Source organism: uncultured Martelella sp. (assembly GCF_963677965.2).
Taxonomy (GTDB): domain Bacteria; phylum Pseudomonadota; class Alphaproteobacteria; order Rhizobiales; family Rhizobiaceae; genus Martelella; species Martelella mangrovi.
Genome location: NZ_CAXXFM010000001.1, coordinates 702,809 through 726,763, shown reverse-complemented (window position 1 = coordinate 726,763; position 23,955 = coordinate 702,809). Strand labels below are relative to the sequence as shown.

Genomic DNA, 23,955 nt, shown 5'->3' with positions numbered 1-23,955 from the left:
GCCGATCATGACGGAATTTTCGCTCATCGAACTGGGCAAACGCCTGGGCCAGCTTGTGCTGAGCCTGTTTGTCCTGCTCGTCGTAACCTTCGTAATCGGTCGCGTCATGCCGACGGATCCGGTTGGTGCAATCGTCGGTGAACTGGCCGATCCCGCAGCCCTCGAGGCCATGCGGGCGCGGCTGGGGCTGGACCTGCCGCTTTACCAGCAGTTCTGGATTTATCTGACGGGCCTGCTGCACGGCGATCTCGGCAATGCCATCCTGACGGGGAATCCGGTGATGCAGGACCTGCGGGCCGCATTCCCCGCCACGCTCGAACTGGCGACGCTGGCTGTCATTCTCTCGACCCTGATCGGGGTTCCGCTGGGCATGACTGCTGCGTTTTTCCGCGATACCTGGATCGACCGGCTTGCTCGGATTCTCTCGCTTGTCGGGCATTCCATCCCGGTCTTCTGGTTCGGCATTGTCGGTCTGGTCATCTTCTATGCCAGCCTGTCCTGGGTTGGCGGACCGGGGCGTGTCGACATCTATCTTGAAGGTCTTGTGGAGCCGCGCACCGGTCTGCTGCTGATCGACAGCCTGTGGGCCGGTGACTGGGAGGTTTTCCGCAGCGCGGTTCACCACATCATTCTGCCGGCTGCAATCCTGGCCTATTCCGCCATGGCTTATATCACCCGCATGACCCGCAGTTTCACCCTGGAACAGCTCAACCAGGATTATGTGGTCGCGGCCAGGGCCAAGGGCGCATCGAACTGGCGCATTCTGGCCGGGCACATCCTGCCCAACATCGCCGTGCAGCTTGTTACCATCCTCGCCATTTCCTATGGCGGCCTGCTTGAGGGGGCCGTGGTCACCGAGATTGTGTTCTCGTGGCCCGGTATCGGTCAATACATGACCAATGCCCTGATGATCGGCGACATGAACGCCATTCTGGCGACCACCCTGATCATCGGCGCCATTTTCATGATGCTCAATTTCCTGTCGGATCTTGCCTATCTGGTTCTTGATCCGCGTACACGCGAGGTAACCTCGTGACCACCACGACTATTCAATCTCCGGCCCATCAGGCCTTCACGCGTCTTGTCACCGGCTTGCGCAACGCGCTGTCGAAGCTTTCGCAGGAGCCGGTGGGCATGTTCGGCTTCCTGTTTCTGGCGTTGCTGGCGGTCATCGCCATCCTTGCCCCGCTGATCGCGCCCTACAGCCCCACCGCGCAGAATCTCGGCCAGGCGCTTTTGCCGCCCAGTGCGGCACACTGGGCCGGCACGGACGAATTCGGCCGCGATATTCTCTCGCGTCTGATCTATGGCACGCGCATCACGTTCCAGACCGTTCTGGCCGTCTCCTTCATCGTCGGCCCTCTGGGACTGGTTATCGGCATTGTGGCCGGCTATATCGGCGGCAGAACCGATGCCGTTCTCATGCGCATTACCGATATCGTCCTGTCCTTCCCCTCGCTGGTGCTGGCCCTGGCATTTGCCGCAGCGCTGGGCGCCGGTCTGGGAACGGCCATCATCGCCATTTCGCTCACCGGCTGGCCGGCCATTGCCCGCCTCGCCCGGGCCGAAACCCTTGTCGTGCGCAACACCGACTATGTTGCCGCTGCCCGCCTTTATGGCTCCTCTCCGTTGCGGTTGCTCGCGCTCTACATCGCGCCCATGTGCATCCCCTCGGTGGTGGTGCGGCTGACCCTGAACATGGCCGGTATCATTCTCACCGCTGCCGCTCTTGGTTTTCTGGGCCTTGGCGCCCAACCGCCGGCGCCGGAATGGGGCGCGATGATCTCCAGCGGCCGGCGCTTCATGCTGGACAACTGGTGGGTTGCCGTCATGCCCGGTATCGCCATTCTGCTCACCAGCCTGGCCTTCAATCTGGCCGGCGATGCACTTCGTGACATATTGGATCCCCGCCATGCCCGCTCCTGATCCTATCCTATCCGTCCGCGACCTGTCCGTTCGTTTCGGTCGTTCCAGTATCGTGGCCGTCGACGGTGTCAGTTTCGACATCGGTGTCGAGCGCGTCGGGGTCGTGGGAGAATCCGGCTCCGGCAAATCAACCATGGGGCGCGCCATCATGCGGCTCCTGCCGCCATCGGCAGATGTTGCGGCAAGCAGGCTTGATTTCGAAGGCGCGCCCGTGCTGACGCGCAGCGAAAGGCAGATGCGCAGCCTGCGCGGCAACCGCATGGCGCTGATCATGCAGGACCCGCGCTATTCGCTGAACCCTGTGCTTTCCGTCGGAAAGCAGGTCGCCGAAGCCGCCAGGCTACACCAGAAGGTGGGAAAGAAGGCGGCCTATGCGCGCGCCGCCGAAATGCTCGAACGTGTGCACATTCGCGATGTGGCGCGCACCATGGCGCTTTATCCGCACCAGATTTCCGGTGGCATGGGGCAGCGCGTCATGATCGCCATGATGCTGCTGGCAAAGCCAAGGCTGGTCATTGGCGACGAGCCGACATCCGCGCTCGATGTCAGCGTGCGTGGCGAAGTGCTCTCGCTGCTCGACGAGATGGTGCGGGAGAACAATTCCGGCCTTCTGCTGATCAGCCATGACATCCGCATGGTGGCCGCTTTCTGCGAACGTATTCTGGTCATGTACAAGGGGCGCGTCGTGGAAGCGCTGACGCGTCTGGAAGATGCACAGCACCCCTATACCCGGGGTCTGATCGGCGCGATGCCCGATCCGCGCCATCCGGTCCGCCGGCTGGCGACACTGGACCGGGCGGCCATTGAAAAAGCGGAGGCATTGTCGTGATCGAGGTTACTGAGCTCAACGTATCATTCGGCGCGCGCGATGCCCGCAAGCATGTCGTGAAGTCTGTCTCCTTTGCCGTGAAGCAAGGCCAAACGCTCGGCATTGTCGGCGAATCCGGCTGCGGCAAGTCTACGGTTCTGCGCTCGCTTGCGGGTCTGGATCGACACTGGGAAGGGCGCATTGCCCTGTCCGGACAGCAGGTGAACAAGACCCGCAGCCGCGAACAGCTCGCCCTTGCCCAGATGGTGTTTCAGGATCCGTTCGGCTCCATTCATCCACGCCACCGTATCGAGCGGGTTTTGGCCGAGCCGATCCGGGCCATGGGGCGCGGCAGCGGATGGAATCTGGTCGGGCCCGCACTGGAACGCGTCGGCCTGCCGGCGGCCTTTGCCGAGCGCTTCCCGCATGAACTTTCCGGCGGCCAGAGGCAGCGCGTAGCCATTGCGCGTGCACTCATGCTGGAGCCGAAAATATTGCTTCTGGATGAGCCGACCTCGGCGCTCGATGTCTCGGTGCAGGCCGAAATCCTGAACCTGCTGGCTGATCTGCGGGACGATCAAAGGCTCACCTATGTGCTGGTCAGCCACGACCTGGCCGTGATTGCCCATATGTGCGATCGTGTTCTGGTCATGAAGGATGGCGCCTTCGTCGATGACCTTTCCAGACAGGATCTGGCAGCCGGCATCACCCATCATCCATACGCAGACAGCCTGTTCGCGGCCAGCTATCTTTGAACGATGTTGCCGGGCGGCAGAACCTGATTTCGGGGCGTTCGGATGTTTTCCGCTATATCTCGAAGGTAATGCCGGCGTCATCGGGGATGTGCGGTGTCAGCATGTCGATCGACAGGATCTGCTCGATATGATGAACGCCGGGCGCGATGTCGTGGCGAAGAACATGTTCGACCACCATGGCGGCGATCAATGCCGTGATGCGCGCCTCCTTGCGCCCTTCCATTTTCATCCTCCGTACGATCCTTTGCCCGGCTTTCGTGCCGTGCACCTCGACGCTGAGCGCCGTACGATCGGATCCCAGACGCGCATAGGGCGTGAGCGCCTTGAACAGCCGGGTCAGCATGGCGCTGGCGGCAACGCGGCGCAGGACAGCGAACATGACCCGGCTCAATAACGGGGTGTCGAACGTCATGAATGTCTGCACATCTGCAATCTTAAGCGTTCGGCGCAGTACGTGCTGGTCCGCGAAATCGAACGGAAGGACGGGATATTGGCGCGGCGGATCGCCGAAGGGGAGATGTTCGATCGTCCCCGGTCGAGTCTTCTTGAAGTTGTGCAGGGTCCAGTCGATCGCCGCGGGGCCGTGAGCATCGCCAATGCCCAGCAGAATGCCGATACGGGCGCGTTCGATCGTGTCCAGCTCCGCCGCCGCTGCCTTGACGAGCAGATTGGTCAGGCCGGGCGCCAGACCGACCGAGAGCACGGCACGGCCGCCTTTGGCGCGGGCGAGGCCTTCAAGATGTTCGATCCGGCGGAAGAAATCATCATCTGCGGTGATGTCCAGATAGACAAGCCCGCGCTCCAGAACCGCCGCGGCAAAGCCGGTATCGGTCTGATCCACGCAAACGACCACGCAACCGGCCTTATCAAGGGCTTTCGGCCATGTGTCCGGCGCCCCAAGATCGAGTTGCACGGACTGGCAGCCAAGGCGTGTCGCCGCCGCGGCCAGCCTGTCAGTGTCGCGCCCGGCAATCCGCACCGGCGCTGTGGCCGCGGCCTGCAGCCGGGCGGCAATCTGGCTGCCCACATGCCCATATCCGCCGACAATCAGGATTTCACCATTTTCCATCATCTCATGCCTTTTCAGCCAGAATTCCGAGATAGCCGAACGCCATGAAGAACGGCTCTTTGATGCGAAAACCCGCCTGTTCCAGCAGCCGGGTCAGCCTTTCCTGCGAAATGCGATGCCAGTTCTTCCGCATCCGTTCGATCACCGCCGCAGCCTCGGCGGGTTGATGCCCTCTTCGCAGGAGCCACTGGTTCAACGCCGCGTCTCCATCCTCCGTCTCGACGGCATCGACAAGCAGCAACGGGCCGCCTTCGCAAAGCCGGGCACCAGGTGCACGATCCGTTCATCATAGCTTTCGGCGGCATGATCGGGGAAAGCGGTCATGGCTCTGCTCCTTGTATATGTCCCGACCGTCCGGCAAAGAACCGGAACGGGTTTGTTGATTTCGGAGGTAAAGCAGATGGAGACTGGACTATCCAAACGGGAAGTCGAACAGCGGCATGCGGCGCGTCATGCGTCCGAGTGCGCGCTGGAGGGCTGGCTGTCCTTTCTGGGGCATCGCTGGAACGGCCTGATCCTGTGGCGCCTCTCGAACGGCCCCCAAAGCTTCTCGCAACTGTCGGCGGGACTTTCCGGCATCACCCCCAAAGTTCTCACCGAACGGCTCGCAGCGCTGACGGACAAGGCTCTCGCCGAACGGTCGCAGGGCAAGGGCTTTCCGCGCACGGCAAACTACGAACTGACAGAGCGGGGAAAGGAACTGGCGGCCCAGCTCCGCCACTTCTACCACTGGGCGGCCGCCAATCCGCTGTCAACGGACGAAAGGTGAATACCTGAAGCCTCCGCCAATGGCGCTGACAATGATGATGGTGTTCGTTGCGGGCCTTCTTCCTGAAATCAGCTTTCCTGCGTACAGTTTTTCCTGTGCGCGCCGATGGCGGAGCGGGCGGCCAGGTCCTCGCATTTTTCTCTGGAATAGCCGAGCTCTTCCATCAGTACGGCCTGCGTATCCTCGCCCAGAAGCGAAGGCGCGAAGGCATGGCCGGTTGCCGCGCCGTCAAACAGGATCGGTCCGCGCACCACGTCGAGGTCGCCGATCTCGGGGTGGTGGAGCGTTTCAATCAGCCCATGCGCCTTTACGTGATCCTGTTCCAGCGCCTCGCCGATTGAAAGAATCGGCGCGTTGGGCACGTCGAATTCGGCGAGTTTTTCCAGCCAGTAGGCGGTATCGTTTTGCATCATGCGTTCGTCGATGATCGGTTCCAGCAGATGCCGGTTTTCGAGACGGGCTTGATAGAGGGCAAAGCGCGGGTCCGCGATCAAATCCTCGCGCCCGAGGCAGCGGGCGAAATTGTGCCAGAACCGCTCCGTCAGGCAGGCGACAATGACATAGCCGTCCGCTGTCGGGAACGAGCCGTAGGGCACGATGCTCTGATGTTTCGTGCCGACCGGCTGCGGGCTTTTTCCGGTCAGGAAATAGATCTGTGACAGATAGCCCTGCATGGCGATCAGGCTGTCGAGCATGGCCACTTCGACATGCCGTCCGTGCCCCGTCACGTCCCGCTCATGCAGGGCAGCGAGAATGCCGAACACGGAGAAGATGCTGCCCGCCATGTCGCCGAGCGGCAGGCCGAGCTTGTTGGGCGGCTGGCCCGGTTCGCGGTTGACGCTCATCACGCCGGAAAGCGCCTGGGCGACGATGTCGAAGGCGGGTTTGTCGCGATGCGGGCTTGTCGTCCCGAAACCGGAAATCGAACAATAGATCAACCCCGGATTGTCGGCCTTGAGCGCATCATAGCCGAGGCCGAGACGGTCCATGACGCCGGGGCGGAAATTTTCCAGAACGATATCGCTTTTTGCCGCCAGTTCGCGGGCGATCTTCGCACCCTCAGGCGTCTTCAGATCGAGGGCGACGCTTTTCTTGGAGCGGTTCAGCGCGATGTAATAATGGCTCATTCCGCCCTTGAACGGCGGAAAGCCGCGCGTCTCGTCGCCCTTTTCGGTCGGCTCGATTTTGATCACCTCGGCGCCGAGATCGGCCAGCACCATGGAGGCGTAGGGGCCGGAGAGGATGCGCGAGAAATCGAGAACCTTGATGCCCGAAAGCGGGCCCTCAGGCTTGTTTTTGTGTGTCATTCGCCCCTCCCTTTCGTGCGATCTTCATCACGGCTGTCGCCAGCGCGACGGTTCGTTCTCCCTCGTGTACCGTCGCATCAATAAACATCATCGACCCCGATGTCTGCCGCACCTCCGCTTTCGCCTCAAGGCGCGCGCCGGGCCTTGCGCTGTCGGTGAAGCGCGTGCTCATCTCGACCGTCACCACCGGCGCCCTGCCGGCCGCGTGCCATGCGACAAGCGCGATCGTCTGGTCGACAAGGCCGGTAATCACGCCGCCATGCACCAGGCCGAGGGCGTTGGCATGGGCCTCGCCGGTTTCAAGCGCGTAGGTGAAGCCGCCGTCCTGCCGTCGCCTGGCATAAAGCGGCCCGATGCCGGCCATGAAACCGCCTGCATTCAGGGGCTTCCAGCCGTTCTCCTCCCGAAATTCCGTCAAATTCAACTCCCAGTCGTTATGTCCATCTGTTCGATTTCGCCGCGTACGGCCAGAAGGGCCTCGGCGAGTTTCGGTATGTCGTCGTCCTCCAGACGCTCGGTGATGCCGATCGCCACCAGCGAGCGGATCATCTGTCCCTTGGCGTTGAAGATCGGCACGGCGACAACGGTGACGCCGGAGATATAGATGCCGCGATCAACGGCATAGCCGCGCTTCTTTGCTTCGCCGATCTCGGCAAGCCAGTCCTCAAATGTCGGCGGATGGTCCCAGATCAGTTTTTCGAACTTTTTTCGAAGCGCATCCTCATCCATCGGGCCGAAGGCGGCAAACAGCCGGCCGGTTGCCGAAATCAGGATCGGGAAGCGAGAGCCGAGATCGACCTGCAGGCGGAAGGGCAGGGACGATTGCGACAGCGCGACCACCACCATCTGCCCCGGTTCGGCCAGCTGTGTGGCGATCGCGGTGACGCCGAATGTGCCCGAAAGCGCCGAAAGATGCGGCTGCACGAGCGTCGAGAAGGTGTTCTTCTGAAGCGCCGAGCGGGCCAGCGGCAATATGCCGATTCCAATCGAATAGCGTTTCGTCTGCGTGTCGAATTCGACCAGCCCCTCATCCTGCAGAACCCGCAGAATGTGAAGGCATGTGCTCGGGATCAGGCCCAGTTCGCGGGCAATCGGGTTGACGCCGGCCGGTTCGCTGCTGCGCGCCAGAAAGCGCAGGATCGCGATGGCGCGGGTCACCGCCGGCACCTGTCTTTTGGTCGTTTGTCCGTTTTCGTCTTCAGCCATTCCGGGTCCTCAAGCATGTTATTTCATTGTCTATATACAATAATAATAACATATTGACAATAAGCTAGATGTTTCTCTACCTTTGTCAATGAGCACTGCGGCTGAACAAACCGTGGTGGAGGAATCGGGAGGAGAGCTGCATGGTCCGGTTGACGGATTTCACGTCCTATGCGGATGCGCAGAAGCACTACAGCAAGGAAGCGCTCTGGGCGCTGTTCGATGGCGACCGGGCGCATTTCAACATCGCGCATGAGTGTATCGATCGACATGCCGACGCCGACAGGGTCGCGCTCAGGATTGCCCATGCCGACGGACACGACGAGATCATCACGTTCGAGGAAATCGCCCGCCGTTCGTCGCAGATCGCGCATTTTCTGAAAGACAAGGGTATCAAGAAGGGCGACCGCATCGCTGTGATGATCGAGCCGTCTCTGCCCTTCTATGCGGCGATCTTCGGCGCGATGAAGGCGGGCGCTGTGGCGGTGCCGCTGTTCACGCTCTTCGGCCCGGACGGCATCCGCCTGCGGGTGAACGACTGCAAGCCGAAACTGTTCTTCACCAATGCGGACAAGGCCGGGGAAGCGCGTGAGGCCGGGGCGGAGAACGTGACCGTTGCCGACCAGGATCTTCTGGCAAGCCTCGATGATCTTCCTGTGCGGTTCGACTGGGAGACGGCCGGTGATGATCTTGCCGTGCTGCAATATACATCCGGCACGACACGGCTTCTGCCGGCTGCGGTCGAACACAGCCATCGCTCCATCGTCACGCTGATGGTGGCCGCGCTTTACGCCACCGGCATTCGCCCCGGCGACCGCTTCTTCTGCCCGTCATCGCCGGCCTGGGGGCACGGGCTGTGGCACGGCACGCTTGCGCCGCTGGCGATGGGCGTTTCGACCGGAACGTTTTCCGGCAAGTTCGATCCGGTGCGGCTGTTGAAGGCGCTGCATGATTTCAAGATCACCAACCTGACGGCCGCCGCCACCCATTACCGGATGATGCGCAATTCCGGCGCGGCGGAGGACTTTGATTACTGTTTCGACAAGCTGTCCTTTACCGGCGAACCGATCGACAGCGAGACGGCGACCTATGTCGAGCGCGTGTTCGGCACCAAGGTGCGGTCCATGTACGGCACGACCGAGATCGGGGTGATCATCGCCAATTATCCCGGTGCCGACGATCTCGAGGTTCGCGACGGAGCGATGGGCAAGCCGGTTCCCGGCGTCGAGGTGGCCGTGCACCGGCCCGACGGCACGGATTGCGATCCCGGCGAAACCGGCGAACTGATGGTTCTGAAGGGCGGCAAGTGGTTTCCCACCAAGGATCTCGGACGCGTCGATGAGGATGGCTACTTCTATCACGGCGGCCGCGCCGACGATGTCATCATTTCCGCCGGCTGGACGATCGGCGCGGTCGAGGTCGAGGACGCGATCCTCAGCCACCCCGCCGTTGCCGAATGCGGCGTGATCGGCACGCCCGACAGCGTGCGCGGCCAGGTCGTCAAGGCCTACATCATTTTGAAGGGCGAGGAGGAGGAAGGGCTGAAGCAGAGCATTCAGGACCATGTCCGCGCCCGTCTCGCCCGCCACGAATATCCGCGCCAGATCGCGTTTGTCACCGAACTGCCGAAGACCCAGGCCGGCAAGGTCAACCGCAAGATTTTGAGGACGCAGGACCAGCAGAACATGGCCTCCGCCCGTTAGGCGGCAGCGCGCAATCATCTTCCAAGGAGCAACAAGATGAATGAGATGGTAAGAAAGTTTCCGAAGATCACCGAGCAAGGGCTTGATGATCTTCGCCAGCGCATCGGCGTGAAGATCGAGCGAACCGTTGAGCCGTGGTGCTACGAGGCGACGCGCGACAATATCCGCCACTATGCCCACGGCATCGGCGACGACAATCCGCTGTGGTGCGATCCGGATTATGCGAAGAAAACGCGCTATGGCGACGTGATCGCACTGCCGAGCTTCCTGTTTTCCACCAGCCGGATCATCTCCGGCTATGTCGGCGGCCTGCCCGGCGTGCACGCCATGTGGTCGGGCGCCGACTGGAACTGGCACAAGGTCATCACGCGCAACACCGAATTGCGCACCGAAGCCTATCTGAAGGACCTGATCGAGCACGATACCCGCTTTGCCGGCAAGGCGATTCAGCAGATCTATCACGTCGATTTCTACGATGCGAAAACCGGCGATCTTCTGGCCGATGCCGATAGCTGGTGCTTCCGTACCGACCGTGATCAAGCCCGCGAAAACGGCACGAAATACACCGAGGCCCGCGAACGCGGCCGCCGCGTCTACACCCAGGACGAACTCGACGCCTATTACAAGTATTACGAGGACGAAAAAATCCGGGGCAGCGAGACCCGCTACTGGGACGATGTCAACGAGGGCGATGAACTGCCCGTCATGGTCAAGGGGCCAATGACGGCGACCGGCTTCATTGCCTATGCGCAAGGTTGGGGCGGGCTTTATATCCGCGCCAACAAGCTGGCCTGGAAATTACAGCAGAAACACCCCTCCGCCGGCATCAAGAACCGTTTCGGCATTCCCGATTGCCCCGAACGCGTTCACTGGGAAGAGGAATTCGCGCTCGAGGTCGGAGCGCCCGGCGCTTATGATTACGGTCCGGAACGCGCCTCGTGGCTCACCCATCAGGTGACCAACTGGATGGGTGATGACGGTTTTCTGCGGCAGGCGAAAAGCCAGGTCAGGCGTCACAATCCGGAAGGCGATATCATCCTGATTCACGCAAGCGTGGCGCGCAAATATGAGGAGAACGGCCGCCATCTCGTTGAGATCAAGCAACGCGCGGAGCAGCAGGACGGAGAGCTCTCCGCCATCGGTTCTGCTATCGTGGAACTGCCGAAGCGCTGACGCGCCGCAGGTGATGCAAGGCCGCCGTCAACCATCTGGGAGGTAAGGTTGAACGTTCTGGGACACATTCTGAAGACCCTTGAAGACATCCTGCATGTGCTGGGATGTCTCGGCCTTGTCACCGTGGTCGTTCTGATCAACGCGGATATTCTGCTCAGGCTCATCTTCAGCACGCCGGTGCAGTTTCAGTTCGAGTTCACCGAACTCTACCTGATGCCCGCTCTGGCCACCCTGTCGCTCTCGCGTGTGTTTCGCGAGGGCGGGCATCTGGCGCTCGATTTCATGCCCGAGCGTCTGCCCGGATTGACGGGCGCGGTGATCGCGAAACTCAGATTGCTGCTTCCGGCGGCATTCTTCGCCGCCGTCACCGTCATGTCCGGGATTTTCGCCTTTCACGCCTTTGCGGCGAAAGACGTCGAATATGGCGTGTACGACTGGCCGCTCGGCTGGGCCTATGCCGTTGTCCCGTTGGGATGCGGCGTGCTGGTTCTGCGGTTGCTCTACGACGCCTGCCAAAGGCAGGCGAAAGAGCAGATGTCACTGTAACTTCATTCAAGGGAGGAGAATGAAATGACCATAGCAGCCAAGATTTTCGCCGGCATGGCGAGCATGCTGGTTCTGAGCGCTGTCGGAGCGCAGGCGGAAACGCTGAGCCTCGGCGATTTCCAGTCCACCAACCATATCGTGTCCGTCGAAGGCACGACGAAGTGGATGGCGGCGGTCGAGGAGGCGACCGGCGGCAAGATCGACTTCAATCATTTCCCGTCCGAGCAGGCCGCCAAGGCCAAGGCGCAGCTCGATGCGGTAAATAACGGCATTCTCGACGCCGCCCTCATCGGCGCGTCCTATCATGCCGAAACCTTGCCGCTGAATTCGGTTGTTGGATTGCCCGGTTATTACGGCTCCGCTGTTCAGGGCACCAAGGCGCTGCAGGCCATGCTGGCCGAAGGCCCGCTGCGCGACGAAGTGCTGGCCGCTGGCGTGACGCCGATTTTCGGTTTCGTGCTGCCGCCCTATCAGGTTCTCGCCAAGGACCGTCTCGGCGGCCCGGCCGACTGGGACGCGCTCGATATCAGAACGTCCGGTGCAACCCAGGCGATGACGGCGCGCAGTCTCGGTGGCGTCGGCATTTCGATCCCCGGACCGGAAGTCTACACCGCCGTCGAGCGCGGCCGTCTGGATGCCGTGTTGTTTCCGCTCGCCTCGGTGCCCGGCTACAAGCTGAACGAGGTCGTCAGCCATATCTCCACCAACGGCTCCTTCGGCGGCTACAGCTTCATCATGGTGGTGCGCAGCGATCTGTTCGACGGCCTCGACCCGGATGTGCAGGAAGCGATGATCTCGACCGGTAACGATATCGCGCTGCACGTGGCCGAGGCGCAGGATGACAGCGTGGGTGAGCTTATCGCGCAATGGAAGGCTGACGGTATCGACACTTACAGCTTTACCGATGAGGAACTGGCCGCCTTGCGCGAAGATATGGCGCTGGTGACCCAGGACTGGGTCGAGCGGATCGGCGGCGACAGGACGCAGGACGTGCTTGAAACCTACACCGAACTGACAAGCCAGTAAGCATTCGTCCATCATCCATCCAACCCGGCCTGCAGCCGCTTCCATGCGCGGTTGCGGGCCACAGGGAGCTTCCGCCCGCACGATGCTGACTTTCCTTGTCATCTCCGTTCTTCTGGCCCTGTTCATGGTCTTCCGGATGCCTGTCGCCTTTGCCATGGGGCTGGCGGGGTTTCTGGGGCTTGCCGTGCAACTCGGTCCCCGGCCTGCGCTGGCGGTCCTGCAGAGGACGTTTTTCGACAGCACGTCCTCGTTCATTCTCGTGGCGATCCCGCTGTTCATCCTGATGGCCGAACTTTTGACGGCGGGGCAGGTGACGCGGCGCGCCATCATCGCCTGCCAGAGCTGGATTGGCCACGTGAAGGGCGGGCTGGCCATGGCCACCATCGCCGCCTCGGTCATTCTGGCCGCCCTTGTCGGCAGTTCCACCGCCTCGACGGCGGCGATGGCGGCGTCCGCCTTTCCGGAGATGCGCAACCACAATTATTCGCAGCGGCTTGCGGCCGCCGTGGTTTCGGTCGGCGGCACGCTGGCCGTCGTCGTGCCGCCCTCGATTGTGCTGGTGGTCTATGGCGTACTCACCGAAACCTCGATCGGCAAGCTGTTCATCGCCGGCATCGTGCCTGGCCTGCTGACCGCGACGGGCTTCGTGATCGTCATCAAGCTGATCGCACACCTGACCGATCAGGCCCCGCGCGGCGACAGCTTCAACCTGAAGAAGGCGGCAAAGGACAGTCGTTATGTCCTGCCCATGGGCGCGCTGCTGGTTCTGGTGATCGGCGCGATTTATGGCGGGCTTGCCTCGCCGTCGGAGGCCGCAGCGCTCGGCGTCATGGGGTCGCTGATCATCGTCATCGCCCAGCGCACGATCAGCATGGCGGGTTTTACCAGCTCTCTTTCGCGTTCCGTCCGGGCCACGGTGATGATCGTCGCCATCGTCGCCTGTTCGGCGATCTTTTCCAACTATCTGGCCTTCACCCGGATCACCCATACGCTTCTCGACTTTGTTGCCACGGCCGACATGCCGCGCGGGCTGATCATGGCGATCATCATCGTCACGCTGCTGATCATGGGCATGTTCATGGACCAGCTCGCAATCCTGTCGCTGGCCATGCCGCTGGCCTTCCCGATCGCGTTGGCGCTCGACTTCGACCCGGTCTGGTTCGGGATCGTGGTGACCAAGACCGTCGAGATCGGCCTGCTGACGCCGCCACTCGGGCTGAATGCCTATGTCGCCGCCGCGCAGACGGGTGTGCCGCTGCGCAAGGTTTTCCTCGGCGTTCTGCCGTTTCTCGCCATGGAAATGCTGGTGCTGCTGCTGCTGCTGTTTTTCCCGCAGATCACCCTGTGGCTGCCGGGGTTGATGGCGCGATGAGGCTTGCCGCGTCCGACAATATCTGTCCTTCCGACAGGAGATGAGTGAATGACGATACTGAAAAGCGCGGTCAACACCGCCACCCCGGCATTTGCCGAAAACTGCGCCGCCATGGAAGCGCAGGCGGACGCAATCCGCGCGGAGGCCGAGCGCATCATGCAGGGCGGCAGCGAGGCGTCGCGCGCGCGCCACCATGCCCGCGGCAAGCTTCTGCCGCGCGAACGCGTCGCGGCGCTGCTGGACCCCGGTTCGCCCTTTCTCGAAGTCGGCCTGTTCGCCGCCAGCGGCCATTACAACGACGAAGTGCCCGCCGCCGGGGCGATCGCGGGGATCGGCAAGGTCTCCGGCCGCGACTGCATGGTGCTGTGCAACGATGCGACGGTGAAGGGCGGAACCTATTTTCCGCTGACAGTCAAAAAACATCTGAGGGCGCAGGAAATCGCCGAGGAAAACGCGCTGCCTTGCCTCTATCTGGTCGACAGCGGCGGGGCCAATCTCAACAATCAGGACGAGGTTTTCCCGGATCGCGATCACTTCGGCCGTATCTTCTACAACCAGGCTCGGATGAGCGCGAAGGGCATCGCCCAGATCGCGGTAGTGATGGGCTCGTGCACGGCCGGTGGCGCCTATGTGCCGGCGATGAGCGACCAGACCATCATCGTGCGCAATCAGGGCACGATCTTCCTGGCCGGCCCGCCGCTGGTAAAGGTGGCAACCGGCGAGGAGATCGATGCCGAAACGCTGGGCGGCGGGGATACCCATACCCGGCTTTCCGGCGTCGCCGATTATCTGGCCGATGACGACCGCCACGCGCTGACGCTCGCCCGCGAGATCGTCTCCCACCTTGCACCGGTTCCCACTTCCGGCATTGCCGAAAGGCCGGCAGCCGCGCCGCTTTATCCGGCAGAGGACATCATGGGGGTGGTGCCTGCCAAAGAGAAGACGCCTTTCGATGTGCGCGAGATCATCGCCCGCATCGTTGACGGGTCCGAGTTCGCAGAGTTCAAGCCGCGCTACGGCACCACGCTGGTGACGGGGTTTGCCCACATCGACGGCGTGCCGGTTGGCATTATCGCCAATAACGGCGTGCTGTTTTCCGAAAGTTCGCTCAAGGGCGCGCATTTCATCGAGCTGTGCTGCCAGCGCCGCATCCCGCTTCTGTTTCTCCAGAACATCACCGGCTTCATGGTCGGCTCGAAATACGAGGCGGGCGGCATCGCCAAGGACGGGGCGAAATTGGTCACGGCGGTCTCCACCGCTGCCGTCCCCAAGATCACCGTCATCATCGGCGGCTCCTATGGCGCGGGCAATTACGGCATGTGCGGGCGCGCCTTCGGGCCGCGTTTCGTGTGGATGTGGCCCAATGCCCGTATCTCCGTCATGGGCGGCGCGCAGGCCGCCGGCGTTCTCGCCAATGTCAAACGCGCCGGCATCGAGGCGCGCGGCGGCGAATGGTCGGCGGCCGAGGAAGAGGAATTCAAACGGCCGACGCTGGACATGTTCGACCGTCAGGCCCGGCCGCTCTATGCCTCGTCCCGCCTCTGGGATGACGGCATTATCGATCCGCGCTCGACCCGCGATGTCGTGGCGCTGTCGCTGCGCGCCACGCTCAACACGCCCGTCGAAGACACCCGCTTCGGCCTGTTCAGGATGTGACGATGCCCGCTTTGTTCAAGAAGATACTCATTGCCAATCGCGGCGAAATCGCCTGCCGCGTCATCCGCACGGCCCACAGCATGGGGATTGCGACCGTCGCCGTCTATTCCGATGCCGACCGGCACAGCCTGCATGTGGAAATGGCAGGCGAAGCCGTCCATATCGGGCCATCGCCGGTCGGGAAGAGCTATCTTGTCGGCGAAAGGATCATCGCCGCAGCGCTGGAAACGGGCGCGGACGCGATCCATCCGGGCTACGGTTTTCTCTCGGAAAATCCCGATTTCGTCGAGGCGGTCGAGGACGCTGGTCTCACCTTCATCGGCCCATCCGCCGCTGCGATCCGGGCCATGGGGCTGAAGGACGCGGCCAAGGATCTGATGGAAAAGGCAGGCGTGCCGGTGGTGCCGGGCTATCAGGGAGGCCGGCAGGAGCCGGGTTTTCTGGCGGAGGAAGCCGCACGGATCGGCTATCCGGTTCTCATCAAGGCGCGCGCGGGCGGTGGCGGCAAGGGTATGCGCAAGGTGGAGCGCCCGGAGGATTTTGCCGATGCGCTCAAATCTGCCTCTCGCGAGGCCGCCGCCGCCTTTGGCGACCCGCATGTGCTGATCGAAAAATTCATCACCGCGCCGCGCCATATCGAGGTGCAGGTGTTCGGCGACAGCCACGGTAATGTGGTGCATCTTTTCGAGCGCGACTGCTCGCTCCAGCGACGCCATCAAAAGGTGATCGAGGAGGCTCCGGCGCCGGGCATGAGTGAAGCGGTGCGCGCGGCAATGACTGAAGCGGCCGTCAGGGCCGCCGAGGCGATTGGCTATTCGGGCGCCGGCACGATCGAGTTCATTGCCGATGGCTCCGGCCCGCTTCGTCCCGATGGCTTCTGGTTCATGGAGATGAATACCCGGCTTCAGGTCGAGCATCCGGTGACCGAAATGATCACCGGCATCGATCTCGTTGAATGGCAGTTGCGGGTGGCCGCCGGTGCGCCCCTGCCGCTGTCGCAGTCCGGCATCGCGATGAACGGCCACGCCTTCGAGGCGCGCCTTTATGCCGAGGATCCGGCAAGGGATTTTCTTCCCGTTACCGGCCGGCTGGAGCATCTGGCCTTTCCGTCCGAGGGTCGCTTCGACACCGGCGTGCGTACGGGCGATACGATCACGCCCTTTTACGATCCGATGATCGCCAAGGTCATCACCCATGGCCCGGACCGCGCGTCAGCATTGGCGCGATTGGCTGATGCGCTTGATGGGACGCATGTGGCGGGAACCGCAACAAATGCGGCCTTCCTGTCGTCGCTTGCCCGGCAATCGGATTTTGTCGCGGGGGCCTTCGATACGGGGCTGATCGAGCGTGAGCTGGCGTCTCTGACGGCAACTGGCGATCTTCTCGAGGTTCACGTCGCGCTGGCGGCCATTCTGGCGCTCGGCGTTGATCCCGCAATGCCGCATCTCGGCTTTCGGATCTGGGGCGGGGCGTTTCACGATGTTCGCCTGTCTGCCCGTAATCGTGCGTATGAGCGCTGCCTTTCGCTTGCGCAGGGCGGAGCGATGAGGCTCTCCGGTGGTCCCGAAGCCGTCACGCTCAACGATATCGCCATCGGTGAGGCAAGCATCACCGCCCGCTGCGGCGAAACGCGACGGCATTTCGAAGCGCGCTTCGTCAGGGTGCCTCAATTGGACGGGCTGCTGGTTTCCGTTCATATGGAAGGCCGGGCGGAAGATTTCGTGCTGGTCGACGAACGCGCCGGCGCGGCGGCCATGGCCGACGAGACCGATGCCGTGATCGCGCCGATGACCGGAACCATCGTGCAGCTTTCGGTCTCAGTCGGCGACATGGTCGAGGCGGGTCAGAAACTCGGTGTCATGGAGGCGATGAAGATGGAGACGGCGCTTGTCGCCCCACGTTCAGGCCGCGTGGCCTCGGTCGACTGCGCGGAAGGCGCGACGGTCGATGACGGCGCCGTGCTGGTGACCTTCGAGGAGGAAACGCCATGAGCGAGCATGTCCGCATCTACGAAGTCGGCCCGCGCGACGGCCTGCAGAACGAGAACATGCTGATCCCGGCAGCCCGCAAGATTGAACTGATCGACCGTCTCTCGCGTGCAGGATTCGAAAAAATCGAGGCGACGAGCTTCGTTTCGCCCAAATGGGTGCCGCAACTGGCCGACGCCGAAGCGGTGCTTGCCGGCATAAAACGCAGGCCGGGGACCGATTATGCAGCGTTGACGCCGAACATGAAGGGCTACGAACGGGCGCTTGCCGCGGGCGTGGATGAAGTCGCCGTCTTCGCCTCGGCGTCCGAGGGTTTCAGCCAAAAGAACATCAACTGCTCGATTGCCGAAAGCCTCAAGCGCTTCGAACCGTTGCTGGAAGCGGCGAAATCGGATGGCATGCGCGTGCGCGGCTATGTCTCCTGCGTGATCGCCTGTCCCTATGACGGACCGGTTGCGCCCGGAGCCGTGCGCGATGTGGCCGGGGCGCTTTTCGACATGGGCTGCTACGAGATTTCGCTGGGCGACACGATCGGCGCCGGAACGCCCGAGACCGTCTCGACCATGCTGAAAGCGGTCCTCCCAGGTCTGCCGGCCGACCGTCTGGCCGGTCATTTTCACGATACGCACGACAATGCGCTCGACAATGTCGCGGCCGCGCTCGATCTGGGTTTGCGGGTGTTCGACAGCGCCGTCGGCGGGCTTGGCGGCTGCCCCTATGCGCCGGGCGCCAAGGGCAATCTGGCGACGGGACCGCTTGTTGCGTTTCTGGAGAAAGCCGGTTTCGACACGGGTATCGATCATGATGCGCTGGCAGAGGCCGAGCAATATCTGCGTTCAATCACCAAAGCATCAGCCTGAGGGAGGCCGGCCATGTCCGACGCATTCGAAACCATCTCATTGAGCATTGATGCCCGGCAGGTCGCGACCGTGATGCTGGCGCGGCCCGACAAGCACAACGCCATGAACGCGACCATGATCTCCGAGCTTGCCGAGGCCGCATCATGCCTCGCCGACAATGTGGATGTCAGGGCCGTCGTGCTGGCGGCCGAGGGGAAAACCTTTTGCGCCGGCGCAGACCTCAACTGGATGCGTGCGCAAAGGGACAAGGATCGGGCCGGCAAGATCGCGGAGGCGCTGACGCTGGCGCGCATGCTCAAGCTCTGGAACGACCTGCCGAAACCGGTGATCGCGCGGGTGCAGGGCGGCGCCTATGGCGGCGGGCTTGGCCTGATCGCCGTCAGCGATATCGTCGTGGCTGAGGAAAGCGCCCGGTTCGCGCTGACCGAAACCCGCCTCGGCCTGATCCCGGCCACAATCGGCCCCTTCGTCGTCCGCAAGTTCGGTGAGGCCTTTGCCCGTCAGGTCTTCTTCAGCGCCCGGCCCTTCGGTGCTGATTTCATGCATCGCGCCGGCGCCGTTGCCCGGGTCTGTGAGGCAGGCGAAATCAATACTGCCGTCGAAGAAGAGCTGGAAGCCTGCCTGCGCTGCGCGCCCGGCGCCGTCGCCGCAGCTAAGGCACTGTGCCTGTCAGTCTCCGGCATGGATCCAGCAGGGGCAATGACGTTTTCCGCCGAAGCGCTTGCCGACCGCTGGGAAACCGAGGAAGCCCAAGCCGGAATCGCCGCCTTCTTCGCCAGCCGAAAGGGGTAAGACGCTTATTTTCTCGGCTTGGTTCTGGCCACAAAGCAGTGCCCGAAATCTCACCTCTGCAACCCCATAACATGAAGGTTGCGGCTTGAAACTCAGCGGTAGCATGAAAAAAAATATGCTGTGCTCAGCCATTATCCGCTTAATATCCTGATAGCCGATCTCATATCGTCAACATTAGCGCATCGCTGCTTATCTCACTAAGGTCGTGTACCTTTGCAGACCCCAAAACGTTGCACCAAAACCGACAATATTGTTGTTTTTGAATTGTTTTGATGGGACATCACGCGGATTGCGTAAACCGGCGGTCATGAAGCGCTGCTTGAAAAACATGGTGTTTATGCCAAAATTTGAGTGGATCGGACGCAGGCCGAGGTGGCGGGTCGGGCAGACAGGATCTTAGGTATGGCCAAGGGTGCAACCGCAAAAGGAAAAAGCCGCGCGGTTGGCAGGCCGGCACGGATTTCCCGCGATGATATCGCTGAGGCTGCGCTGGCTATCGGTCTCAATGACGTCAAGATGAAAACGGTGGGGGAGAGGCTTGGTGTTGATCACTCCTCGCTCTATCGCCACGTCAGGGGGCGCGGCGATATCATCTTTGCTGCGATAGACCGGGCGGTTGCCAGGCTTGACTGGGAACGCGATTCTCCGGACTGGCGCGAATATCTGAAATTCAGGGCCGAGGCCGTCTGGGCGCTGTGCAGTGCAAATCCCGGCCTTGCCGCCGCTTTGCAGGCCATGGAGACAATCCCGCCCGCCGTCGTGGCCGGCTATGCCCGCATCTGCCATCGGCTGGAGGAACATGGTTTTGCGCGGGAAGACGCCATCCTTGTCGTCGACAGCATCATGGATATGACCGTGGACAGTGCGTCCCGCTGGGAGCAGTTGCTGGAAAATGACGGCACTGCGGCAGACCGTATGCTCAATTCCATGGACACCGGTGGCGACGGGGAAAACGCGCGCTATGGCGCGCTGATGAAAGAACTCATGAGCGGCGATCCCGAAGAATGGTGGCAGCGCAAGCTCAGCCTGCTGATAGAGGGGGCTGCGGCTTTGCTGGTGCCGAACCGGTAAGAGAGCAATGTCATATCCGACTGTTTGGTCGGTCCGCGCAGCCTGCGACAATCAAGACCATTATGAAGCGGAATAGCCGCCCCATGGCAAACGTCTTGTTTGTCATGATCAAACATGGCTGCCCGGAACCGGGAGGGCCTGAATATAAGTCACAACCAAATGTGATTGGTATCAAGATACCGGCTTGCTTAATTAGAAACAAAGTGTTTCAAATGTGGCGGCCTTCTGGCAGGGCATTTTTTTACAGGAAGATTAGGAGCAGGGCAGGACATGAGCGAAGCGACGAGGGGTGGGGGACGCCCGATGTGGCGGTGTTTGGCGCGAGGTCGCTTTATTGCGGGCACGGCGCTGAGCGGAATACTTGGCGTAACCGGAGTGGCCGGTTCTGCCCTGGCTCAGCCTGCGACGTATGATGTCGTGATCGATAGCGTTGTCACGACACCGTTCGATATGGACATCTATCATTCCGGCGGCGGCACCATGCTGGTGGAGAAGAACGGTGCCATCTCTGTTACCAGTAACACGGAAAATGCGGTCAGTACGGGGGCGGGCAATCCCTGGACGTTCCAGATCGATGGCACCATTCGCGCGGACGGGAGAGGCGGCGGTATCGCCTCCCATGCGGATGACACGATCCTTGTCGGGACGAAAGGCGTTATCGAATCTCTCGTTGGCGGTTCGCCAATTTACTCCGTCGGGGGCGTTACCGTCGAAAATGCCGGGCGCATAGCAGGGAGCGAGTTCAGCATTTTCCTTCCCAGCGGCGATCTTTCGGTCACCAATAAAGCCGGAGCCTCAATCGAGGGCACCGTACAGATGGGAACGGCGGCAACCAGCACCATCGACAATTCGGGCAGCATGCAGGGCCTGAAGCAGAGGAGCGCCCTCTATCTTCTGGGCGATGCGACCATTTACAATCGTCAGGGGGCGACAATGGCCTCGGACAGCACCGTGGTCGATGTCTATTCCGGTTTCGGAACTCTGGAAAATGCTGGCGCGATCACGTCAGCCAACGCTGTCAACTACGCGACCGCCGGCGTCAGATTCTTTCAGTCAGGTACGGTCACCAATGCACAGACGGGGCGTATCTCTGCCGGCTACGGCGTGTGGCTTGGCAACGGCTCGGCGATGGTGAGCGACAAGGCCACCCTGACAAACAGCGGCGCGATCACCGGTGTGGCAGGCCACGGCGTCGTGTTCTGGGAACTCGACGAGGCGAGCCTGACCAATACGGCGACGGGAACACTGGAAGGCGCATCTGTCGGAGCGTATTTTCTCGGCGTGAAAAATGGCGACGTTACCAATGCCGGCACCATTCGGGGAAGCTACGGGCTTTATCTGAAGCATGACAGTCTTGCGCCGACCGGCCATGTGAGCATCACCAATTCGGGCACGATCGAGGGAACCGGCTCATACGCCCTCGCGAAGACCAGCGGCGTCAGCTACGACCTGACGCTCGACACCGGTTCGAACCTCATTGGCAAAGTCATGGCCGACAGCGGCGACACGCTGACGCTCAAGGGCACGGGCAGCGAGGACGAGGACCTGAAGGGTTTCGGTGCGCTCACCATGGCGGGAAGTGAGTGGACGCTGTCCGGCGGCGTGCAGGCCGACACGCTCGACCTGACGTCCGGCGTTCTGACGCTGAACGGCGCGGATATTTCCTTCGGAAGCATCGACATCGCCAACGCGGCAAAGCTCGTGGTCAACGGCAGCTTCTCGACGCCGGCGGCGATGACGCTTGCCGGCGGCGCGCGGCTTGGCGGCACCGGCACTGTCGGTGCGACCACCGTGAATGCCGGCGGCATTCTCAGCCCGGGCAATTCCATCGGTACGCTCAATGTCACGGGCGACGCGACCTTCAACGCCGGTTCGGTCTATGAGGTCGAGGTCGATCCGGCGGGAACGGCAAGCGACAGGACCATTGCGACCGGAGCGGTCGTCATCAATGGCGGCACGGTGCAGCAGATCGGCCTTGCCGGCAGCTACAGCCCGACGGCGACCTATCGCATCCTGGAAGGCGGCACGGGCCTGACCGGTTCCTTCGACAGTGTGATATCCGACTATGCGTTTCTGGACGCATCGCTCGCCTATGACCGCGATAACTACACGGTCGACCTGACGCTTTCGCGCAACGACATCAGTTTCGCCGACAAGGTCAGCACCGCCAACCAGCGCGCCACTGCGACCGCTACCGAGGCGGCGGGGCTCGGCAATCCGGTGTTCGATGCGGCTGCCGTTCTGCCGGACAATGCAGCAGTGCTCGGCGCGGCGTTCGACAGCCTTTCCGGCGAGGTCCACGCCAGCCTGCAGTCCAGTCTCGTGGAAGGTGCCGGCGTGTTGCGCAACGCGGTCAACAACCGCATGCGCTCGGCTGAAGCGGGCGGAGCCGCTCCGGAGGTCCCTGTGCTTGGCTATGCGGCCACGGCAGATACGCCGACAGATGCGGTTCTGGCCGGCAATGCACCTGCATTGGCCGATCGTTGGGCGGTCTGGGGCGAGGGTTTCGGCTTCTGGAACCGCACGGACGGCAATGGCAATGTGGCATCGGTCGATGCCAATACGGGTGGCTTCCTGATCGGCGCAGATGTGGCGGCGCTTGAGGCCACGCGCGTCGGCGTGTTCGCCGGCTATGGCCGCACGGATGTCGACGTGTCCGGTCGCGGTTCGAGCGCAACGGCAGACAGCTATCACCTCGGCGCCTATGGCGTCAGCGCGTTTGACGCAGGCGCCGGTCTGTTGTCGCTGCGCGGCGGTGCCTCCTACAGCTGGAACGATATCGAAAGCGACCGCACGGTTGCCGTCGGTTCGCTCACCGGCACGCCGACGGCGAGCTATAGCGCCGGAACGGCCCAGGTCTTCGGTGAGGCGGGTTGGGGCTTTGACGTCGGATCGGGCGTGATGGAACCTTTTGCGGGCCTTGCCTGGGTGGGGCTCGATACCGACGGCTTTACCGAGAACGGCAGTGCTGCGGCGCTGACCGGCCAGTCGCAGGACATGTCGACGCTGTTTTCGACGCTGGGTGCGCGTGGGTCGACGAATGTCGAACTCGGCACAATGCCGCTGGAGCTCTCCGGAGCGCTTGGCTGGCGTCATGCCTTTGGCGACGTGACCCCGCTGACCACCGCAAGCTTTGCCGGCGGCGCGCCGTTCACGGTCGCGGGCGCGCCGATCGCGCGCAATGCCGCACTTCTGGAGGCAGGAGCTTCGTTTTCGTTGACGGACAATGCGAAGCTGTCTTTCGGATATGAAGGACAGTTTGGCGAAGACACCCGCGAGCAGTCACTGAACCTGCGTCTCTCCGCCCGGTTCTGAGGTGCCCGACGCCCACGGGGTGACGTGAATTGAAAAGGCCTCGCCGCCGGACTGGACTTGTTTCATAAAGGCGGAGAGGCAATTGAAAAGCCTGCAGCGCCAGTCGGCGGTGCAGGCTGTCACGCACAGCCTGGCCAACAATGCGGCGCGTAAAAACGTCAACGGCGACAGCAACCGCATGCTGTGTTCACGGACCTTGAAAACTGACCTCACGCGTCGGTTTCCAGTTGCGGGCTGCTGCTCGTGCCGCCATCTCCATCATCCTCGATGCCATCGAAACGGCGCTGGTTCTGTTCGATAAGGTCGGTGTTGCTGGCCGACCAGTGACAGAGCGCAAACAGCGTCGGAATCAGCGTTCGTCCCAGTTCGGTCAGGCTGTATTCGACGGCCACCGGATTGCGGTCGGCAATCACGCGGCGGCTGACCAGTCCGTCCCTTTCAAGCCCGCGCAGCGTCACCGTCAGCATGCGTTGCGAGATGGACTCGATCTCTCGGCGCATCTGATTGTAGCGTTTGGGGCCTTCAGACAGGATCAGGATGGTCAGCACCGTCCATTTATTGCCAACCTTCGATATCGTCGGGGAAATTTTCTCGCAATCCCCGGGTACACTCATGT

22 protein-coding genes are annotated in these 23,955 nt (G+C 62.1%); 16 read left to right on the top strand and 6 right to left on the bottom strand.

What is annotated here, in order from left to right; all coding sequences use genetic code 11:
• Positions 1-7: 7 nt before the first annotated feature.
• The 4 genes from ACHZCU_RS03600 to ACHZCU_RS03585 are packed head-to-tail and all read left to right on the top strand — an operon-like array spanning position 8 to position 3,489.
• Entirely contained in the window at positions 8-1,036 is a 1,029-nt protein-coding gene (locus tag ACHZCU_RS03600; RefSeq protein WP_106303938.1) for an ABC transporter permease, read from the top strand.
• Positions 1,037-1,047: 11 nt separating this feature from the next.
• Positions 1,048-1,926, top strand: a complete 879-nt coding sequence (locus tag ACHZCU_RS03595) for an ABC transporter permease (RefSeq protein WP_394706094.1) — start codon at positions 1,048-1,050, stop codon at positions 1,924-1,926.
• The gene (locus tag ACHZCU_RS03590) at positions 1,913-2,755 is read left to right on the top strand and encodes an ABC transporter ATP-binding protein (RefSeq protein WP_319517689.1); all 843 of its coding nucleotides are present in this window, start codon (positions 1,913-1,915) and stop codon (positions 2,753-2,755) included. The genes ACHZCU_RS03595 and ACHZCU_RS03590 overlap by 14 nt, the downstream gene beginning before the upstream one ends.
• Positions 2,752-3,489, top strand: coding sequence for an ABC transporter ATP-binding protein (locus ACHZCU_RS03585; RefSeq protein WP_319517688.1), 738 nt, complete (start codon positions 2,752-2,754; stop codon positions 3,487-3,489). The genes ACHZCU_RS03590 and ACHZCU_RS03585 overlap by 4 nt, the downstream gene beginning before the upstream one ends.
• A gap of 52 nt (positions 3,490-3,541) precedes the next feature.
• Here ACHZCU_RS03585 and ACHZCU_RS03580 read toward each other — a convergent pair whose 3' ends face one another.
• Together ACHZCU_RS03580 and ACHZCU_RS03575 are read right to left on the bottom strand one after the other, a co-directional pair.
• On the bottom strand, positions 3,542-4,558 hold the full coding sequence (locus ACHZCU_RS03580; protein ID WP_394706010.1) for a saccharopine dehydrogenase family protein: 1,017 nt from the start codon (positions 4,556-4,558) through the stop codon (positions 3,542-3,544).
• Positions 4,559-4,562: 4 nt separating this feature from the next.
• Positions 4,563-4,799, bottom strand: coding sequence for a hypothetical protein (locus ACHZCU_RS03575; RefSeq protein WP_319517686.1), 237 nt, complete (start codon positions 4,797-4,799; stop codon positions 4,563-4,565).
• A gap of 159 nt (positions 4,800-4,958) precedes the next feature.
• Between ACHZCU_RS03575 and ACHZCU_RS03570 the strand changes: the two genes are divergently transcribed.
• Entirely contained in the window at positions 4,959-5,327 is a 369-nt protein-coding gene (locus ACHZCU_RS03570; protein ID WP_319517685.1) for a helix-turn-helix domain-containing protein, read from the top strand.
• Between the two features lie 68 nt (positions 5,328-5,395).
• On the opposite strand, the gene ACHZCU_RS03565 is transcribed toward ACHZCU_RS03570, so the two are convergent.
• The 3 genes from ACHZCU_RS03565 to ACHZCU_RS03555 are packed head-to-tail and all read right to left on the bottom strand — an operon-like array spanning position 5,396 to position 7,840.
• Positions 5,396-6,634, bottom strand: a complete 1,239-nt coding sequence (locus ACHZCU_RS03565) for a CoA transferase (protein WP_319517684.1) — start codon at positions 6,632-6,634, stop codon at positions 5,396-5,398.
• Positions 6,612-7,052 (bottom strand): PaaI family thioesterase, encoded by a 441-nt coding sequence (locus ACHZCU_RS03560; RefSeq protein ID WP_319517683.1) that lies wholly within the window; start codon positions 7,050-7,052, stop codon positions 6,612-6,614. The genes ACHZCU_RS03565 and ACHZCU_RS03560 overlap by 23 nt, the downstream gene beginning before the upstream one ends.
• 2 nt (positions 7,053-7,054) lie before the next feature.
• On the bottom strand, positions 7,055-7,840 hold the full coding sequence (locus tag ACHZCU_RS03555) for an IclR family transcriptional regulator (RefSeq protein WP_106303920.1): 786 nt from the start codon (positions 7,838-7,840) through the stop codon (positions 7,055-7,057).
• 140 nt (positions 7,841-7,980) lie between these two features.
• Between ACHZCU_RS03555 and ACHZCU_RS03550 the strand changes: the two genes are divergently transcribed.
• The 11 genes from ACHZCU_RS03550 (at position 7,981) to ACHZCU_RS03500 (ending at position 23,339) form a co-directional block, all read left to right on the top strand.
• Positions 7,981-9,540: an AMP-binding protein gene (locus tag ACHZCU_RS03550; RefSeq protein ID WP_319517682.1), complete on the top strand. Its 1,560-nt coding sequence runs from the start codon at positions 7,981-7,983 to the stop codon at positions 9,538-9,540.
• Positions 9,541-9,576: 36 nt separating this feature from the next.
• A complete protein-coding gene (locus ACHZCU_RS03545; RefSeq protein ID WP_319517681.1) occupies positions 9,577-10,713 on the top strand; it encodes a MaoC family dehydratase N-terminal domain-containing protein in 1,137 nt (378 codons plus the stop codon).
• 48 nt (positions 10,714-10,761) lie between these two features.
• On the top strand, positions 10,762-11,259 hold the full coding sequence (locus tag ACHZCU_RS03540) for a TRAP transporter small permease (protein ID WP_319517680.1): 498 nt from the start codon (positions 10,762-10,764) through the stop codon (positions 11,257-11,259).
• Between the two features lie 24 nt (positions 11,260-11,283).
• The gene (gene dctP / locus ACHZCU_RS03535) at positions 11,284-12,285 is read left to right on the top strand and encodes a TRAP transporter substrate-binding protein DctP (RefSeq protein ID WP_319517679.1); all 1,002 of its coding nucleotides are present in this window, start codon (positions 11,284-11,286) and stop codon (positions 12,283-12,285) included.
• Between the two features lie 82 nt (positions 12,286-12,367).
• A complete protein-coding gene (locus ACHZCU_RS03530) occupies positions 12,368-13,657 on the top strand; it encodes a TRAP transporter large permease (protein WP_319517678.1) in 1,290 nt (429 codons plus the stop codon).
• A gap of 48 nt (positions 13,658-13,705) precedes the next feature.
• Positions 13,706-15,313 (top strand): carboxyl transferase domain-containing protein, encoded by a 1,608-nt coding sequence (locus ACHZCU_RS03525; protein ID WP_319517677.1) that lies wholly within the window; start codon positions 13,706-13,708, stop codon positions 15,311-15,313.
• A gap of 2 nt (positions 15,314-15,315) precedes the next feature.
• On the top strand, positions 15,316-17,304 hold the full coding sequence (locus tag ACHZCU_RS03520) for an acetyl/propionyl/methylcrotonyl-CoA carboxylase subunit alpha (RefSeq protein ID WP_319517676.1): 1,989 nt from the start codon (positions 15,316-15,318) through the stop codon (positions 17,302-17,304).
• Positions 17,301-18,161: a hydroxymethylglutaryl-CoA lyase gene (locus ACHZCU_RS03515; protein WP_319517675.1), complete on the top strand. Its 861-nt coding sequence runs from the start codon at positions 17,301-17,303 to the stop codon at positions 18,159-18,161. Before ACHZCU_RS03520 ends, ACHZCU_RS03515 begins: the two co-directional genes overlap by 4 nt.
• A 12-nt stretch (positions 18,162-18,173) precedes the next feature.
• Entirely contained in the window at positions 18,174-18,953 is a 780-nt protein-coding gene (locus ACHZCU_RS03510) for an enoyl-CoA hydratase-related protein (RefSeq protein ID WP_319517674.1), read from the top strand.
• Between the two features lie 402 nt (positions 18,954-19,355).
• Positions 19,356-20,024, top strand: a complete 669-nt coding sequence (locus ACHZCU_RS03505; RefSeq protein WP_319517673.1) for a hypothetical protein — start codon at positions 19,356-19,358, stop codon at positions 20,022-20,024.
• Positions 20,025-20,399: 375 nt separating this feature from the next.
• A complete protein-coding gene (locus ACHZCU_RS03500) occupies positions 20,400-23,339 on the top strand; it encodes an autotransporter domain-containing protein (RefSeq protein WP_319517672.1) in 2,940 nt (979 codons plus the stop codon).
• A 209-nt stretch (positions 23,340-23,548) separates the two neighbouring features.
• Here ACHZCU_RS03500 and ACHZCU_RS03495 read toward each other — a convergent pair whose 3' ends face one another.
• Positions 23,549-23,953, bottom strand: coding sequence for a helix-turn-helix domain-containing protein (locus ACHZCU_RS03495; protein ID WP_106303889.1), 405 nt, complete (start codon positions 23,951-23,953; stop codon positions 23,549-23,551).
• Positions 23,954-23,955 lie beyond the last annotated feature (2 nt).